This is a genomic window from Streptomyces sp. 6-11-2, from assembly GCF_006540305.1.
Classification (GTDB): domain Bacteria; phylum Actinomycetota; class Actinomycetes; order Streptomycetales; family Streptomycetaceae; genus Streptomyces.
Map to the genome: position 1 here is coordinate 6,278,453 of NZ_BJOR01000001.1, position 15,613 is coordinate 6,294,065.

The 15,613-nt window shown below is 72.0% G+C and carries 12 protein-coding genes and 3 pseudogenes; 9 read left to right on the forward strand and 6 right to left on the reverse strand.

Features of this window, described 5'->3' with window-relative positions:
- Positions 1–20: 20 nt before the first annotated feature.
- Both TNCT6_RS27855 and TNCT6_RS27860 read right to left on the reverse strand, forming a co-directional pair.
- Positions 21–1,694, reverse strand: a complete 1,674-nt coding sequence (locus TNCT6_RS27855; protein WP_141363330.1) for a class I adenylate-forming enzyme family protein — start codon at positions 1,692–1,694, stop codon at positions 21–23.
- Positions 1,691–3,433, reverse strand: coding sequence for a CoA transferase (locus tag TNCT6_RS27860; protein WP_141363332.1), 1,743 nt, complete (start codon positions 3,431–3,433; stop codon positions 1,691–1,693). Before TNCT6_RS27860 ends, TNCT6_RS27855 begins: the two co-directional genes overlap by 4 nt.
- 110 nt (positions 3,434–3,543) lie before the next feature.
- Here TNCT6_RS27860 and TNCT6_RS27865 point away from each other — a divergent pair, with 110 nt between their 5' ends.
- Complete coding sequence (locus TNCT6_RS27865) at positions 3,544–4,725, forward strand: acyl-CoA dehydrogenase family protein (RefSeq protein WP_301184403.1); 1,182 nt, start codon at positions 3,544–3,546, stop codon at positions 4,723–4,725.
- Here the strand turns inward: TNCT6_RS27865 and TNCT6_RS27870 are convergent.
- Together TNCT6_RS27870 and TNCT6_RS27875 are read right to left on the reverse strand one after the other, a co-directional pair.
- Positions 4,682–5,761: a sugar ABC transporter permease gene (locus TNCT6_RS27870; protein WP_141363334.1), complete on the reverse strand. Its 1,080-nt coding sequence runs from the start codon at positions 5,759–5,761 to the stop codon at positions 4,682–4,684. The two genes, TNCT6_RS27865 and TNCT6_RS27870, sit on opposite strands and share 44 nt — an antisense overlap.
- Positions 5,758–6,936 carry an MFS transporter gene (locus tag TNCT6_RS27875; RefSeq protein WP_308789474.1) on the reverse strand — a complete coding sequence of 393 codons (1,179 nt, stop codon included), beginning with the start codon at positions 6,934–6,936 and terminating at the stop codon, positions 5,758–5,760. Before TNCT6_RS27875 ends, TNCT6_RS27870 begins: the two co-directional genes overlap by 4 nt.
- Positions 6,937–7,138: 202 nt before the next feature.
- Here TNCT6_RS27875 and TNCT6_RS27880 point away from each other — a divergent pair, with 202 nt between their 5' ends.
- The 3 genes from TNCT6_RS27880 (at position 7,139) to TNCT6_RS27890 (ending at position 10,886) form a co-directional block, all read left to right on the forward strand.
- Complete coding sequence (locus tag TNCT6_RS27880) at positions 7,139–7,855, forward strand: hypothetical protein (RefSeq protein ID WP_141363336.1); 717 nt, start codon at positions 7,139–7,141, stop codon at positions 7,853–7,855.
- Between the two features lie 203 nt (positions 7,856–8,058).
- Positions 8,059–8,700, forward strand: a complete 642-nt coding sequence (locus TNCT6_RS27885) for a sigma-70 family RNA polymerase sigma factor (RefSeq protein ID WP_141363338.1) — start codon at positions 8,059–8,061, stop codon at positions 8,698–8,700.
- Positions 8,701–8,966: 266 nt separating this feature from the next.
- Complete coding sequence (locus TNCT6_RS27890) at positions 8,967–10,886, forward strand: ABC transporter ATP-binding protein (RefSeq protein WP_141363340.1); 1,920 nt, start codon at positions 8,967–8,969, stop codon at positions 10,884–10,886.
- Positions 10,887–10,940: 54 nt separating this feature from the next.
- Here TNCT6_RS27890 and TNCT6_RS27895 read toward each other — a convergent pair.
- Positions 10,941–11,405, reverse strand: a pseudogene (locus TNCT6_RS27895) (pyridoxamine 5'-phosphate oxidase family protein); the annotation flags it as partial.
- An 895-nt stretch (positions 11,406–12,300) separates the two neighbouring features.
- On the opposite strand from TNCT6_RS27895, the pseudogene TNCT6_RS41945 reads away from it, so the two are divergent.
- Together TNCT6_RS41945 and TNCT6_RS40470 are read left to right on the forward strand one after the other, a co-directional pair.
- A pseudogene (locus TNCT6_RS41945) lies at positions 12,301–12,915 on the forward strand (PP2C family protein-serine/threonine phosphatase); the annotation flags it as partial.
- A 28-nt stretch (positions 12,916–12,943) separates the two neighbouring features.
- A pseudogene (locus TNCT6_RS40470) lies at positions 12,944–13,153 on the forward strand (IS5/IS1182 family transposase); the annotation flags it as partial.
- A 59-nt stretch (positions 13,154–13,212) separates the two neighbouring features.
- Here the strand turns inward: TNCT6_RS40470 and TNCT6_RS27905 are convergent.
- Positions 13,213–13,941 carry a DUF2625 domain-containing protein gene (locus TNCT6_RS27905; RefSeq protein WP_141363344.1) on the reverse strand — a complete coding sequence of 243 codons (729 nt, stop codon included), beginning with the start codon at positions 13,939–13,941 and terminating at the stop codon, positions 13,213–13,215.
- Positions 13,942–14,261: 320 nt separating this feature from the next.
- Between TNCT6_RS27905 and TNCT6_RS27910 the strand changes: the two genes are divergently transcribed.
- The 3 genes from TNCT6_RS27910 (at position 14,262) to TNCT6_RS27920 (ending at position 15,409) form a co-directional block, all read left to right on the forward strand.
- Positions 14,262–14,573, forward strand: coding sequence for a hypothetical protein (locus TNCT6_RS27910; protein ID WP_253266236.1), 312 nt, complete (start codon positions 14,262–14,264; stop codon positions 14,571–14,573).
- A gap of 4 nt (positions 14,574–14,577) precedes the next feature.
- Complete coding sequence (locus tag TNCT6_RS27915) at positions 14,578–14,775, forward strand: hypothetical protein (protein WP_141363348.1); 198 nt, start codon at positions 14,578–14,580, stop codon at positions 14,773–14,775.
- 169 nt (positions 14,776–14,944) lie between these two features.
- Positions 14,945–15,409, forward strand: a complete 465-nt coding sequence (locus tag TNCT6_RS27920; protein ID WP_141363350.1) for a DUF2199 domain-containing protein — start codon at positions 14,945–14,947, stop codon at positions 15,407–15,409.
- Positions 15,410–15,613: the final 204 nt, after the last annotated feature.

Consider the following 15,613-nt stretch of genomic DNA (forward strand, 5'->3'; position numbering starts at 1 on the left):
CCCTCCCGCTCACCGGCGGGTCAGCCGGCCGATGCCAGAGGCCGCCGCTCCTCCGCCTGAGCCGTGCACTGTTCCCGTAGTGCCACCCGGTCCGGCTTGCCCGCCGGCGTCAGCGGCAACTCGCCCAGCACCAGCAGTCGTTCCGGGTGCTTGCGCCGCTCGAGACCACGGGTTCCGAGGTGGGCGCACAGCTCTTCCAGCGTGGGCGCCGCGCCGTCCCGCGGCACAATGCAGGCCGCGAGCCGCTCACCCATCAACGGGTCGCTTACGCCCACGCACACCACGTCCCGCACACCCGGATGCGTGGCGAGTTCGAGCTCCACCTCCGCCGGGCTGATGTTGGCCCCGCCCCGGATCACCACGTCTTTGAGCCGCCCGACGACCCTCAGCGTCCCGTCCTGGTCGATGAGTCCCAGGTCCCCGGTGCGCACCCAGCCGTCCGCCGTGCGGTAGCGGGAGTCGAGGTCGGGCGCGGCGACATAGCACAGCGGGGTCATCGGACCGCGGGCCATGATCTCGCCGACCGTACCCCGGGGCACCTCCTCCAGCTCGTGGGCGCCGGGGAGGGTGATCCGTATGTCGGCGACCCGGGGATCGGGGCGCCCCGCGGCGACGCCGGGCCGCCCGTCACCGTCGGAGGACTCATCCACCAGCCCGGTGTGGCAGTTGACGCCGTCCGCCGAGCCGTAGAGGTTCACGACCGGACAGCCGAAGGCCTCGCGTGCCTCCGCTGCCGTGGCCCGGTCCAGCGGTGAGCCTCCGACGATCACGGCCGTGGGCGGGGTGAACTCCGGCCGGCCGTTCTCCGCCATGCGGTCCAGCATCATCCGGATCATGGTCGGCACGCCCAGGACATGGGTGGGCCGGTGCTCGACGAGTGCCGCCAGCGCCGCCTCCGGGGTGAAGGCGTCGAGCAGGACCAGGGTCCCGCCGTGCCGGGCGAGTGTCACGGCAGTGCCGTTGCTGCCGAACGCCGAGGCCAGCGGCACGAGGAAAAGACAGCGCGGCGGGCGCCTGTCCGGCATGAGGGAGCCGAGGAAGTTGCCGCGCCCACCGGCCAGGGCGTTGTGCGAGTAGGCCACCATCTTCGGCTCGGCCTCGGAGCCGGACGACACCAGGATGCGGGCGGCGGAGTCGGGGTGGGGGCGGGCCGGGACCAGAGCCTTCGGGTCGGTGCGCAGCAACGTCGAGAGCGCGACGGCCCCCTCGGGTGCGGCTCCCGAGGCGATCACCGTCCGCAGCGCGGGCAACTCACCGGCGACTGCCAGCAGGTCGGCCGCATGGTGGTTGCCCCGGTGTTCGGCCGCCGCGATCACCGCGACCGCCTCGGATCTGCGCAGCAGCGACGCCGCCTCGCGCCCGCCGCGCCCGACGGGGAAGGGCAGCGCGACCGCGCCCAGGGCGGCCAGCGCCAGGTCGACGACGACGGCGTCGCGTCCGTTGGGAAGCTGGACGCCGACGACGTCGCCGGCACGTATGCCGAGTCCGGCGAGTCCAGCGGCGAGACATCGGGCCTTGCGGTCCAGCGCGGTGTAACAGAGTCTGCCCTTGGCGTCGAGGACGGCCGTGTGGTGCGGATCGGCGATCCGGCGGGCGCGGTAGAGGCTGTAGAGGTCGAGGTCGGGGCAGCTTCCGTCCACGGCCCAGGTACGGCGCAGTTCGGCGGGCAGCAGGTCGTGCAGGGCGACGGTCATGCGAACCTCCAGGGGGCGGGGACGGCGGGTGCGCCGTGTGCGTCGCGGCCGATCGAGCCGGAGGGCAGCAGACCGGCGAGGTCGGTGACGACCGGGACGGCGGACAGACCGTCCTCGCGCAGCCGCTCCAGCGCCTGTGCCGTGGACAGGTCGCGGACCTCGTACGGGACGGCGGAGTGGTCCGGGAGGGCGATCCAGCCGTCGGCCGTGGGCAGCGGCCGGCGGAAGCCCGCCGGCCGGCGCGGATCGAGACCCCGCGCGGCACGCGTCCGAGCGGCCGCGGTGAGCACGTCGGCGGCCCCCAGCAGCGACGAATCCACCCGCACACCGGCCCCGGTGCGCTGCCGCAGCAGCAGTCCGGCGAGGACGGCCTCGGCACCGGTGAGCCCGCCGAGCACGTCGAGCAGGGTCATCAGGGACGGCGCGGGTGGCTCGTCGGCGGGGCGCGCGGCCTCGCCGACCCCGGTACGGGCCTGCACCATGAAGTCGGTGCCCATCGGGGCGTCGGGCAGTCGGCCGGCCCAGCCGCTGGTGTAGGCGTAGACGAGCGCGGGGTTGACGGCGGCCAGGTGTTCGTGGTCCAGGCCGAGTTCGGCGGCCTTGCCCGGTGCCCAGTTGTGCAGGAACACATCGGCCTCCGCCGCCATCGCGCGCAGCCGCTCGCGATCCGCCGGCGACTTGATGTCCACCTCGACGGCCGTCTTGCCGCGGTTGAGCGCGAGCCAGCGCGCCGAGATCCCCGAGCAGGCGGGCGGCATGCCGCGCAGCGGATCCCCGCCGGGCGGCTCGATCCGCACCACCTCCGCGCCGAGCAGCCCCAGCAGATGCGCGGTCAGCGGCGCCTGGATCCGGCGGCCGGCCTCCAGGACGGTCAGCCCGGCCAGAGGGGCGTCGGCCCGTCCCGCCGCCGCGCCGGAGTACGACGCGGGGTGCTGCGTCAGTTCCCACGGCGGGGCCCCGTCGTACTCGGCGGCCCGCTCGGCGATCGAACGCAGCGGGCACACCTCGGCACCGGAGGAACGGGCCGCATCCCGGATCAGCTCCCAGGCGGCGGCCCGGGCGGCGTCGTGCAGTGACCGAGGAAAGGGCGCGCAGGCCGTGGCGTACCGGAACTGGAAGGGCCGCCAGCCGCGCCGTACCGCATCCCGCGGAGCGTCCAGCGCACGCCAGAAGCCGGCCCACGCGCCCGGGTCGAGCGTCTCCAGTTCGAAGACGACCCCGTCGGCGGAGGTGAAAGGCGGCCCGCCCGGGGCGACTTCGGCGGCCTCACCCTCCTCCGCGCCTGCCGCGGCCAGGTACTGGGAGACGGCGAGCAGCCCGGCCCGTTCGGCGCTGACCTCCGCGCTCATGGCATGTCCGCCGCGAGCCTGTGAGAGGAGCCCGGCCAGCAGGGCCTGCACGGCCAGGAGGCCGGTGGCGGTGGCGGCGTAGTCCACGGCAAGGCCGCGCGGGGTGCCGCCGCGGCGACCGTGTACGGCCATGACGCCGGTGGCCGCCTGCACGGTCGCCTCGTCGAGGGCCCTGTCGCCCCACCTCGTGTGGGCGGTGAATCCGCTGAACTCCGGTCCGCCGAGCCTGATACGGCCGCCAGGGTGTGCGGCCCCCTCCGCGCCGAGCAGCCGCAGGTGCTCCGCGACGAGTCCGTCCGCCGGTCCCGGCGGTCCCGAGGTTTCCAGACGCAGCCCGTCGAGCGGCCGGGCCGTCGCGTGCGCGACGGCCGGTGTGGCTGGTGATGTCATGCCCCTCCTTTCCTGACACGCGGGAACCCGGGAGCGGTCGCCCCCGACCAGTTCCACGAAGAGGTGGTCGGACCGGCAGGTGCCGGAGTTCCCGAAGGGGTGAGCGAGAGGTGCTGGACGTGGCGTGGGGCGATCCGCAATGTCCCCCGGAACTAAGGGAGTTGAGAGACAAGGTGGCGGACTTCGTCCGTATGCGAGTCGTGCCCTGCGAGCCGGTCCTGGACGGCGGCGGCCCGGACGCGGCTGCGGCGCTGCGCCGGCTGCGCAAGGAGGCCAAGGCCGAGGGGCTCTGGGCGCTGCCCCTCCCGGCCGAACTGGGCGGCCATGGGCTGCCGTTGAGGTCGTACGCCCATGTCGCGGAGGCCGAGGGCGCCAGTGACCACGGCCCGGCGGCACTCGGATCGGCCTCGCTGCTGGACGCGCTCATGCTGTGGCGGCACGGCAGCGCGCGCGTCCGCGACCGCTATCTCGCACCACTGGTCGCCGGCGACCTGCGAGCCTGCTACGCGATGACCGAACCGGACGTCCCCGGCACCGACCCCTTCCTCACCACCACCCGCGCCGACGACAGCGAAGACGGAGGCTGGCGGCTGACCGGGCACAAGTGGTTCGTCAGCGGTGCCGCCGACGCCGACCTCGTCACGGTGCTCGCCCGCACGGACGGCCGGGCCCCGGAGCGAAACGGCCTGTCCCTGCTGCTGGTCCCCACAGTCTCCCGTGGCTTCCGGGTGGTGCGAGAGCTTCCCGTACTCGGTGCGGCCGGACAGGCGGAGATCGAACTCGACGGTGTCGCGGTGGACGACGGCCATCTGATCGGCGAACGCGGCAAGGCTCTCGCCGTCGCCGCCGAACGGCTCCAGCTCGGCCGCATCCTGCGCAGCCTGCGCTGGCTCGGCCAGGCCGCCCGCGCCTTCGAGCTCATGAGAGAACGAGCGGTCACCCGCACCCGTTCTCGTGGCCCCCTTGGCGACCTGCAACTCGTCCAGCGCCACGTCTTCGAGTCGTTGCTCGCCCTGCGCACCACCCGGCCCCTGGTCCACGAGGCCGTGTCCCGGCTGGACGCGGGCGGCGACGCCCATGTGGAGGTGGGTCTGGCCAAGGTCGCCGCGGCGCGCACGCTGCAGTTGGTGGCCGACGCGGCGATCCAGGTTCACGGCGCGGCGGGCCTCGGCCCGGACACCGCGCTCCCCGCCCTCTTCCGCACCGCCCGCGCGGCCCGCGTCCTCGACGGCCCGGACGAGCTGCACATCACCTCGGTGGCGCGGCGGGTGCTGCGAACGGATCCGGCCTGAGGTCCTGTCCACGGAGGCCGGTGAGGACGGCGAGGGCGTACGCCAGGAAGAAGTCGCCCCAGATCAGCTCCTGTCGCACGGCTGTTTCGGCCGCCAGGTCGTAACAGCCGTCCAGGAGGCGGCCGTCGGCGGTCAGGTGGCTGTCGACCAGCGCCTTGAGGACGGCGACTGCTCGGTCCCGGTGACCGAGGCCGAGCAGTGCCAGTGCGGTGATGGCGGCGGCGGAGGTGTCGCAAGGGCCGCCGGGGTGAGCGAAGTCGGCGGGCGGCACCAGGTGCTCCGTCAGCAACCGGCCGACGTGGTCGGGGAATTCGCCGCCGCCCGCCAGAGGTGCGGCCTCGGCGAGCGAGAGTAGGAGCCACGCCCTTCCCCTGCTCCAGCCCGGGGGAGGATCGGCGCACGCGGTCCAGCCCGCGCCGGGCTCGTGCCGCCACGACCAGCGGGGCGGCCGCGCACCAAGCCACAGTTCGACATGTCGCCGCAGATGCGAGAGGGCTGCCTCAGGGTTCGCCGTCGCCAGCAGCGGTACCATGCCGGGCACGCCGTCCACACGCGCCGTCAGCCGCGGTCCGCCGAACGCCGAACCCCACGGCACGAGACCGAGCTCCGGGACGAAGTCGCTCAGGCAGGCCCGGGCGGCCCGGTCCCGCAGGCCCGGTTCGTCGTCCGCGAGGGCGGTGCCGTACCAGAAGATCAGTCCGCGGGCGGCGGTGTCCGCCTCGGCCCAGCCGGCCAGGCGGGCCGTGCAGGCCCGGGCGACCGCACGGTCGGCGGCGTCGCCGGTGTACCGGGCGCGCAGCCACAGCAGCCCCGCCCAGAAACCTCCGGTCCAGGAGCCGCGGGCGGTCGTCCGCCACGTGCCGGTGCCCGGGTCCGCGTACAGCGGGAACCGGTCGCCGACCTCGGTGCGGGTGACGGCGACCCGGACCAGGACGCGGGCGAGTGCCGGACCTGCCCAGGAGGGAGCGGTTGCCAGGCCGGGCGGCGCCTGTCGGTCCTCCTGCGGGGGCGTGCCCTCGTCCGTGCGTGCCCTCATGACCGTACGCCCGCCCGATGCTCCTGCACGGCCCACAGCAGTGCCACAGCCCCGGCTCCCGCGAACTCGGCCGCCACGAGCAGCCACCCGCCCCCGTACCGCCCGGCCTCCGCCAGCACTCCGAACAGCGGCGGCCCGACCGCGAATCCGGCGAAGAAGCCCGCCGAGACCAGCGCCGAGTCCTGGCCCGCCCGACCGGGCGCGGCCCGCTGCATCACCAGGACCATCGACACCGCGTTCGCCGCCACGGCGAAGACGCCCACCGCCACGGCCGCGACCCACGCCAACGGGCGCACGGACGACGAGCCGGCCAGCAGCAGGGCCGCGGCCACCGCGCCCACGGCCAGGGAACCCGGCAGCCAGGCCGCCCGGTCGGGCCGCCCCGCGACCTTCGACCAGCCCACCCGGCCCGCGATCCCGGCCACACCCAGCACGGCCACCAGCGCACCCGCCGAGGTGGGACCGAGACCGAGCCGCTCGGTGCCGTACAACGACAGATAGGTGTTCACCGAGGCGATGCCGCAGCCGAGCAGCAGCGAGAACGCCATCAGCCAGGCGATCATGCCGCGCGGCACCCAGACCGCCGGGCTCGACTTCGCCGGAGGATCGGCGGGCATCGCCCGCGCCGCCCACACCGCCGCCACCGCCGCGGCGCCCGCCGCCGTCCACACGGCACCCCGCCATCCGGCGAGCCCGGCCAGTGCCGCGAGCGGCAGCCCGGCCGCGAAGGCCCCGAGTTGCACCCCCGACTGCTTCATCCCGGTCACCGCACCGCGCCGGGCAGGCGTCACCACGGCGAGGATCGCCTTGTTCGTGGTGGGGTTGGCCAGCGCCTGCGGCAGCCCGCCGAGCGCGACGGCCGCCAGCAGGAACCCGGCATTCGGAGCCGACCCGATCAACACCAGCGCCACCGCCGCCACTCCCAGCAGGGCCACCAGGCAACGCCGCGGCCCGACCCGGTCCACCACCCGGCCGCCGACCGGAGAGAGCACGGCCGCCGTACTGAATCCCACGGTGGTCGTGAGCCCCAGAGCGGTCGGCGAGACGTCCAGCTCCACCACGAGCCGCGGGCCGAGCGCCCCGATCAGGAACAACTGCATCATCGAGAAGGCCATGGAGCAGGTGAGCAGCGCGGTCAGAGCGCCGGTCGCCGGATCCGCCCCCTTCTCGCCCACCGCTCGCGCTCCGTTGGGCCCTGCTCGTCCCACCCGATCCGTCGTCACAGACGCACCTCCCGGGACAGCAGTCGGACCCGGCTCTCATCAGGTTCCCGCTCTTTACTGTGATGTGAATCACCGTCAGAGTGCTGAGCGTCGGATGTGGGAAGTTTTCGTATCCCCGCATGACGGCGGGTCAGGAATGCGAGGATGAGCGGCCATGACTGCTGGGTGGCATCTGCGCATGACACGGGCCGCGGTGTTCGCGGCCGTCTCTGTGCTGCTCGCCGCCCTGGGGCACGTCCTGATGTCAGGCACCGCCGTGCCCTGGTGGGCGCTGACATCGGCGGCGGTCGTGACCGGCGGAGCGGCGTGGTGTCTGGCCGCCCGGGAGCGTGGTCTCCTTCTCGTCTCCTCCGTGGTGGTGGCCGTGCAGACGGCGCTGCACCTGTGGTTCTCCTGCGCGCAGGGGCTGGTGACGCCGCCCCCGTTGCCGGCGCCCACGGGCGGAACGGTTCACAGCGCGTTCTCCACGGACCACATGGCCTCGATGGTCCACATGAGCCATGTCATGCCTATGGCCCCCGGGGCCGACGTGGGGGAGTCGACGGGTGCCTTGGGCGCCTCGGACGCCATGGCGGGGATGGGTCACGCCATGGGCGGGACATCCTCCGCCGGCATGCTCGCCGCCCACCTGCTCGCCGCTCTGCTGTGCGGCCTGTGGCTCGCGTACGGCGAACGCGCCGCGTTCCGCATCCTGCGGGCCGTCGCCGGATGGCTGGCCGCTCCGCTCCGGCTGCCTCTGACTCTGCCGGCACCGCCGCACCGACCGCGCATCCGCGCCCGCCGCGGCCGCTCGGCCCGCACGCCGCACCGGCTGCTCCTCGCGCACGCGATCACTTCTCGGGGCCCGCCTGTGGGAACCGCTGTCGTCTGAGACAGCCGATTCCCCGGCATCGCCCCGCGCGTCCCGCGCCCGGGCGGTCCGGGCGGCGGGCGTACGTCGCCGTTGCGCGCGTACGTCCGCCACCCCACGCCATCACCGGATCCGCCGCCCGTCCCACGCGGTCCCTTCCTCATGCCCCGGGCCCGCGCGGATCTGCGCACGCCGGATCTCCGGACTTCCGAGAAGGACCTCAGGTGATCAGTCCTGCCCTGCCTGTCGCATCCGACACGACGCCGCACACCGAGAGAACCCGCGACGAGAAGACGTCGACCGAGGAGTCGATAACGGCCTGGGCGCTCGCCGCCCGCGCCGGTGATCCCAGAGCGGTCGAGAACTTCGTCCGCGCTCTGCAGCGAGACGTCCGTCATTACGTCACGTACCTCAGCCACAACCCTCAGGCCGCCGACGACCTGGCCCAGGACACCTTCGTGCGGGCCCTCGGCAGCCTGCACCGTTTCGAGGGCCGCTCCTCCGCCCGGACCTGGCTGCTGTCCATCGCACGCCGCGCGGTGATCGACAGCTACCGGCATGCCTCGGCCCGGCCTCGCCTGGCCGACACCGACGACTGGCAGGCCACCGCGGAGTGCGCCCAGGAGTGCGGCCTGCCGGGCTTCGACGAGGGCATCGTCCTCACCGACCTGCTGGAGGCACTGCCCGACGAACGCCGTGAGGCGTTCGTACTCACCCAGATCGCCGGTCTGCCCTACGCGGAAGCGGCCGAGCTCAGCGACTGTCCGATCGGTACGGTCCGTTCCCGCGTCGCACGCGCTCGCGCCTGGCTGATCCAGTCCCTGCACGACGCCGAACGAGGCGAACCGGTGAGTACCGCGGCCTGACGACGCCGGCAGCGGCCCTGACGAGGGGCTGTCCCGGAAGCTCCGGAGCGAGCCGCGCTCCGGAGCTTCCGCGCATCGCAACGAGAGGAGGCGGCGGCTGCCCAGCGCAGCGCGGCCCCAGCTGTGCTGTGCGAGGACGTCACCGGATACGTCCGCTGCGTACGCCGAGCGCCGCGGTGTCCGGTTCTCGCCAGTCCGCGGTAAATGCCTGGACTGAGAAAGTCTGCGGACGGGAGACTTCCGACTTCCGAACCTCCGGGAGTGTGATGGGGACAACAGATACGCGAGGGCCGACGCCGGGCAGGAGCGCGGTCGTTCTGGCACTACGCCGCTACGGCCGGGAACTGCTGCGACTACGGCTGCTGGCCCTGCCCGCGCTGCTGTTACCGGCCGTGGGCAACATCGGCATCCGCTACGTCGCCCCCCTGCTGATCGCCAAACTGGCAGGACAGGCCGCCGGGGACGGCGGCCTCACCCTCAGCCCGGCGCTGCCGTACGTGCTGGGCTTCGGCGTGACGCTGCTGCTCGCCGAGGCCGTATGGCGGATCGGGCAGCACTGCCTGAACCGCGTGGAAGCCCTCGGCATGGAACACCTTTACGTGAGCGGCATGGACGAACTCCTCGCCCAGGACGCGGCGTTCTTCCACGACAACTTCGCCGGCTCCCTGACCAAACGGGTACTCAGCTTCGGCAAGCGCTTCGAGGACTTCGTCGACACGGTGACGTACCGGATCGTGGGCAGCCTCGTCCCCCTGGTGTTCGGTGCCGTGGTGCTGTGGAGCTACGAACCCATGCTCGTCGTCGGCCTTCTTGTGATGATCGCGCTGACCGTGGTGGCCGCGACGCCTCTGGTCCGTCGCAGGCAGAGGCTCGTCAACGACCGTGAGGCGGCGATCGCCCGGGTCTCCGGTCACGTCGCCGACAGCCTCATGAACATGGAGACCATCCGGGCCTTCGCGGCCGAGCGGCGGGAGGCCGACGAACACCGCAGCCGTGTCGCGGACTCCCGGCGCCTGACGCTGAGGTCGTGGGACTTCGGCAATCTGCGCGTCGACACCCTGGTCGCCCCCATGTCCGTGCTGACCAACGTGCTGGGTCTGCTGGTGGCCATCGCCTTCGGTGGCTCGGGCCAGGGAGTCGAGGAGATCGTCGTCGCTTTCACCTACTACTCCAACGCCACGCAGATCATGTTCGAGTTCAACCAGATCTACCGGCGTCTGGAAAGCTCGATGACCGAGGCCGCACAGTTCACGGAGCTGCTGCTGGATCCGCCCACCGTGCTCGACCCGGCGACACCCGAACCGCTCGCACCGCGGGACACCGGCATCCGCTTCGAGGCGGTGACCTTCGCCCACACGGGTGCGAAGCCGATTTTCCAGGGACTCGACCTGGACGTGCCCGCAGGCGCACGGATCGGTCTGGTCGGCAGGTCCGGCGGCGGCAAGACCACGCTCACCCGGCTCCTGCTGCGGATGTCGGACCTTGACGACGGACGCATCCTGATCGGTGGTCAGGACATCAGCCGGCTGCGCCAGACCGACCTGCGCTCCCTGATTGCCTACGTCCCGCAGGAACCCGCCATGTTCCACCGCAGCCTGCGGGACAACATCGCCTTCGCCCGGCCCGGCGCCACCGACGAGGAGATCCACGCGGCGGCCGCGGCCGCGCACGTCACCGAGTTCGCCGACCAACTCCCCGACGGCTTCTCCACTCTGGTGGGGGAGCGGGGCGTCAAACTCTCGGGCGGCCAGCGCCAGCGTGTCGCCCTCGCCAGGGCCATCCTGCGCGACGCCCCGATCCTGCTGCTCGACGAGGCGACCAGCGCGCTGGACTCGGAGAGCGAGCTCCTCGTCCAGGACGCCCTGTGGCGGTTGATGGACGGACGTTCGGCCCTCGTGGTGGCCCACCGCCTGAGCACCGTCGCCGGCATGGACCGCCTCGTCGTCCTCGACCGCGGAAGCGTCGCCGAGCAGGGCACCCACGAGGAACTGCTCGCGGCGGACGGCGCCTACGCCAAGCTGTGGCAGCACCAGTCGGGCGGCTTCCTCGGCGAAAGCACCGAGTCGGCCCTCGGACGCCCGGTCCCGGAAGCCGGTCCCGGCGGTCTGCCCGGACCGGCCGACCCGGCACCGGACGGGGGCCGCGGGACGTCGTCGCACGCTCGTACGGGCACCGGGTCCACGTGACCGAGTCGGTTTCCGGACATCGTGATCCGAGAGAGGCGTGTCGGCGAGGGACGGCCGTTGTTCCAGCCACTTCCCGTCGCGCATGATGACTCTCCCGCGTAGTTCCGGCTCGCCGCGCCAAGCGCGCACAGTCCTCGGGACGACGCGTACATACAGAAAGGAACCCTCTTCCACGCGTGGATCCCATCCGAACTTGCCGGCGAACGCCTCCGCCGCGCCTGCGGGCACCTCCTGGTCCGGGAAGCACTCCGCCTCACCCTGGAGGAGCACCACGTCGAAGGTGTCCGGTAGCGACAGGCGCACGCGCGGCTCTTCGCGGACGTTTCGCGCCGTCACGGAAGTGGCGCCGGTGCACATCCACACTGCTCGCCCATCCCACAAGAACCACAGCGGCACCTGGTGCGGCCCGTGATCAGGGTGAGCCGTCGACACCCATACATCCCGCTCGGTGACGAGCCGCGCCAGAGCGTCGCGCACACGCTCGGCCGTCTGGCGACGAACGATTCCGGTGGTCTCCATGAGGACCGACCCTAGCCAGGCAGGCGCGGAGTGCGCCTGAGGCGCAGGACTTACTCCCAGCGACCGATGAGCTCCTCAGCGTTCGGCTCGGGGCGGCCACCTTCGGTGCTCAGGGTGACTGGCGGAGGTGCTCAGTCACACGTGTCTCCGGCCATGGCCGGCTCGTGATCGCGCCTGGTGGCTGCGTCGCCGGGCGGACCGGCTGAGCCGGTGGGCCGGGCGCACCGCGATGGGGCGCACGAGAACCCCTCGGCACTGGTCCGCGGCCTGCGCGCCGACCTCCTTGGGCACGTTGGCGGGCACCTGGCCGCCGATGCCGCCGTGATCACCCTGCACGCACCCACAGTCAGTTCCCCATCGGGCAGGCCCGGCGGTGACCGTGTCGGCGGAAGTCGGACGGCGGTCGCCGCAATGGCGGGTACACGGAAGTATGCCCTCCGTAGAGCGTCCTGCGAGTCGGCGTCGGCCGTGGTACGAGGCGCGTGGCCTGGTCGCTGTTCCCCTTGTGCTGATCGTCGTGATCACCACCGTCAACCTGGCCACTCCCGGCCACCCGCACGTCGGACCGCTCCTGATCGTCGCGCCGGTGCTCGCCGCGGTGACCCTGGGGCCGTGGCTGACCACACTGACCGGAGTGCTGGCCCTGGCGGACCAGGTGATCTTTGCCGTCCTTCTCAGAGACCTCCATTCGGCGCAGCGCATGGCGCAGATCTTCGCCGTGGTGGCGGCCTCCGCGTTCGCCGCGCTCCTGTCCGGGATGCGGGAGCGGAAGGTACGGGAGCTGACCCGGGTGCGCCAGGTCTCCGAGATCGCCCAGAACCTGGTCCTGCGCCCGCTGCCCCCACGGATGGGACCCCTGCGCGTGGCGGCGGTGTACCTGGCGGCGGAGCGCGAGATGAAGATCGGCGGCGACCTGTACGCGGCCGCCCGCACGGCCCACGGGACCCGGCTGCTCATCGGGGACGTCCGCGGCAAGGGCCTGACCGCCGTGAGCGACGCAGCGCTGCTGCTGAGCGCCTTCCGAGGGGCCGCGCACCGGCAGACGGGCCTGGCGGAATTCACGGCCTACCTGGACGCGAGCGTGTGCTGGAACCTGGCGGAGCCCGGTGAGAACGATCTGGCGCAGGAATGCTTCGTCACCGCGATACTCATCGACATCCCCGACCACGCACCCACGGTCCAGATCGTCCACTGCGGTCACCCCCCGCCGCTGCGGCTACGCCCGGGACAGGCCACCGCGCTGTGCGCCCACCAGGCCGGCCCCCCTCTCGGCCTGCAGCTGGACACGCCCGGTCACTGTGTCGACACGTTCGACTTCGGGCAGGGCGACCTGCTCCTGCTGTACACCGACGGCGTGGCCGAAGCCCGCAACCCCCGCGGCGACTTCTATCCCCTCGCCGAACGCGCCGCCACCTGGAGAGGGGAGCGCCCCGAGGAACTCCTGGAGCACTTGCGCTCCGACCTGCTCGCACACGCGGGAGGCCGGTTGGACGACGATGCCGCCATGATTGCCCTCGAACGCCCTGCAGGATCCGGCGGGCCCGAATCCCGTGGATCGCGGCAAGAAGGGATCAAAGATCTACTTGATCACAGAGCGGACTGGTCCGCCTCTCTCCATCGGCAGCTCCGCCGCGATCACCTACGACAGCCAGGGACTGGAGCCGCTTGTGCGAGGTATTCCGCCCGTCCGCTCCCGGCACGGCCGCCGACGGCGGCCGACCATACTCCACGGTGACAAGGGCTGCGATCCTTCGCCGGCATCGCCGCCGCCCTGATCTGCTCCCGCCGACCGGACGGGGCGGTCGACTCACACGGCGCCGAGAAAGCCCGGATCAACGCCATCGAACTGTCGGCATGAGTCCCGGGCGACGCCAAGCAGCTCTCCCATGGGCACGGCGCGACGGCTGGTCGCGGAGATGTCGCGGCGCGCCTCGGCAGACCACAACGGCGGGAAGACGGAGAGGCCCTGGCTGCTGTTCAACGCCCGGACCTCCTCCTTCCAGCCGGGCCAGCGCAGAGTGGCGTAGAACTCATCGAGTGCGCCGGACACCAGCCAGGCCAGCCACGCGGAGTGACCGGCACCCAGAGCCTCCCAGCGAAGGGAATCCGGTGCGAAGTAGACAACCTCGCCAGGGGCGCCGGGACGGTCGGCGCCGTCGGGAGCGGCGCCGTTGAGCGCGAAGACGCCGCCCAGTACGTCGTGTGCCACCACCAAACCTGTCTCCGGTCGCCACGCTGGGTCGAACCTTCCAGGGAACTGATTCATGCCGGCCAGGCCAGGCGCCCCGTGTGCAGCCCCACTCGCGGGGCTGCCGAAGACCCGCACCCACCCGTCGTCCACCAGCAGACCGCCACAGTGCAGCACCACCGCCCCCAGGTACGACCTGGCCGTGACCTGCAGCTGAAGAATCGATGCCCTGCCCAGATCGCCATCGGCTGGAAGCACCTCGACAGACACCGGACTCGCATCAAGTGTCTCCCTGAGTTCCGGCCAGGCCGGTTCCTCGACATCGATCAGCTGGCTCAACTCACGCATGCCCGCATCGTCGCACCTGCACCGGGAGCCCCGGCCCGGCAGGACGCTGGACGAACCGTCCGCCTGAACGAGGTAAACGGTGACCTGGGCGTTCTCGATCCTGCCGGCGGTTGCGCCAAGTCCCGCACCCGGCACCTGGGTTCGACCGGCGCGAACCGCCCCGCCATCCGGCCCATCAGGCTTCGACGCCCTCCTGCCAGTGGGCAAGGTCCACGCTGTCCCTTTCAGTCACCGTGGGCTCTTCTCTCTTCACACACCGATGGTCACAGATGGCCGCAGTCGACAGTCGTGGGTGCACCCCTGGGTAGGCTTTCGTGCCCATGAGCGCCATACAACTCTGGAGACGGGTACGCCGGGTGGACAAGCCGGTCGCTGTCATCGTCGGCGTGGGGAACCTGTTGCTCTGCGTCGTGCTCTTCTTCATGGCGATCGGCGGGGTACTGAGCTTCGGGGCCTCTACCCGGGAGGAGGAGACCGCCGCTTGGATTCTCGCGGGCCAGATCTTCGGGTGCTGGCTCGTGGGCGGGCTGATGTTGTTCTCTGTGCTGGTGATGGCGCGGGCCTTGTTCAGCCACCTGGCCACGATGCTGTTCACGCCCATCGCGCTGACCCTGATCTTGTTGCTCTTGTAGCGACGTGCAGCACGCGGTCCATCAGGCACGAAGGGCCTTCCCGGTCGACAAGGAGGACCTGCCGTCGCAGTTCCGCCTGCAACTGCTCCAGGTGAGGCTCCCAGCCTCCGACCTGCCGGAACTGACCCGTCGCCTCCGCGATCACGCCGCGGGCCGCTCGGTGCCGCCGGCCCCCGCCGACTGGAGCACCGTCGGCCGCTAGGTTCTGGGAGTACGGGGGCGGCTCCGCCTGCGCAGCCGGCCCGCCAGGCAGCGGACGGCAGGGGCTCCCGCCCGAGGTGGTACCGGAGCCCGTCACTAGGCTCCAGCACCATGACCAGTGATCTCGGATTCACCTGCACGTGCTCCGGGCCCACCACCCTGAGCTGCCGATGAACTACACGGCCGAGGCCCCGGCCGTGTGGGATCCGGCGTTCGCCGGCGCCGACGACTGCATGCTCACGTCGGACCAGTGCGTGATCCAGGGACAGCACTACTTCGTCAAGGGCCTGATCGAGATACCGGTCATCGACACCGACGACGTGTTCTCCTGGGGCGTCTGGGTCTCGCTCAGCCGCGAGAACTTCTCCCGGGCCGCAGACCTGTGGGACAGGCCCTGCCGCGAGGCTGAGAATCCGTACTTCGGCTGGCTCACCACCGACCTGCCGGTCTACTCGCCCACGACCCTCAACCTCAAGACCAACGTCCACACCCGACCGGTCGGTGAGCGCCCCTCCGTCGAGCTCGAGCCCACCGAACATCCCCTCGCCGTCGAACAGCGCACAGGAATCAGCATGGACCGCCTGCGGGAGATCGCGGCGGCCGTACTCCACTCCAGCAGCGGCGAGCAGCGGTAAGGGCCGACACCTCCGCATCGCCGACCCCCAGTCGCGCCTGCCGGACTGAGCCGGGGTGGCGAAGAACGACTGGGCCAGCGCGTTGTCCCAGCGCTGGCCGGTGCGGCCGACGGACAGCCGGATAGCCGACTCGGCTGCGAGGAGCGCGAATTCACCGCTTTCATCCGGCATCCGTGGTCGGCATCGAAGATGACCGACCCGGCG

Bases quoted from the DNA above. Each gene is read 5' to 3' on its own strand.
- TNCT6_RS27880 (WP_141363336.1), top strand. From the start codon at position 7,139: ATGACTGCTGGGTGGCATCTGCGCATGACACGGGCCGCGGTGTTCGCG.
- TNCT6_RS27920 (WP_141363350.1), top strand. From the start codon at position 14,945: ATGAACTACACGGCCGAGGCCCCGGCCGTGTGGGATCCGGCGTTCGCC.
- TNCT6_RS27860 (WP_141363332.1), bottom strand. From the start codon at position 3,433: ATGACATCACCAGCCACACCGGCCGTCGCGCACGCGACGGCCCGGCCG.
- TNCT6_RS27905 (WP_141363344.1), bottom strand. From the start codon at position 13,941: ATGCGTGAGTTGAGCCAGCTGATCGATGTCGAGGAACCGGCCTGGCCG.
- TNCT6_RS27870 (WP_141363334.1), bottom strand. From the start codon at position 5,761: ATGAGGGCACGCACGGACGAGGGCACGCCCCCGCAGGAGGACCGACAG.
- TNCT6_RS27855 (WP_141363330.1), bottom strand. From the start codon at position 1,694: ATGACCGTCGCCCTGCACGACCTGCTGCCCGCCGAACTGCGCCGTACC.
- TNCT6_RS27910 (WP_253266236.1), top strand. From the start codon at position 14,262: ATGAGCGCCATACAACTCTGGAGACGGGTACGCCGGGTGGACAAGCCG.
- TNCT6_RS27890 (WP_141363340.1), top strand. From the start codon at position 8,967: ATGGGGACAACAGATACGCGAGGGCCGACGCCGGGCAGGAGCGCGGTC.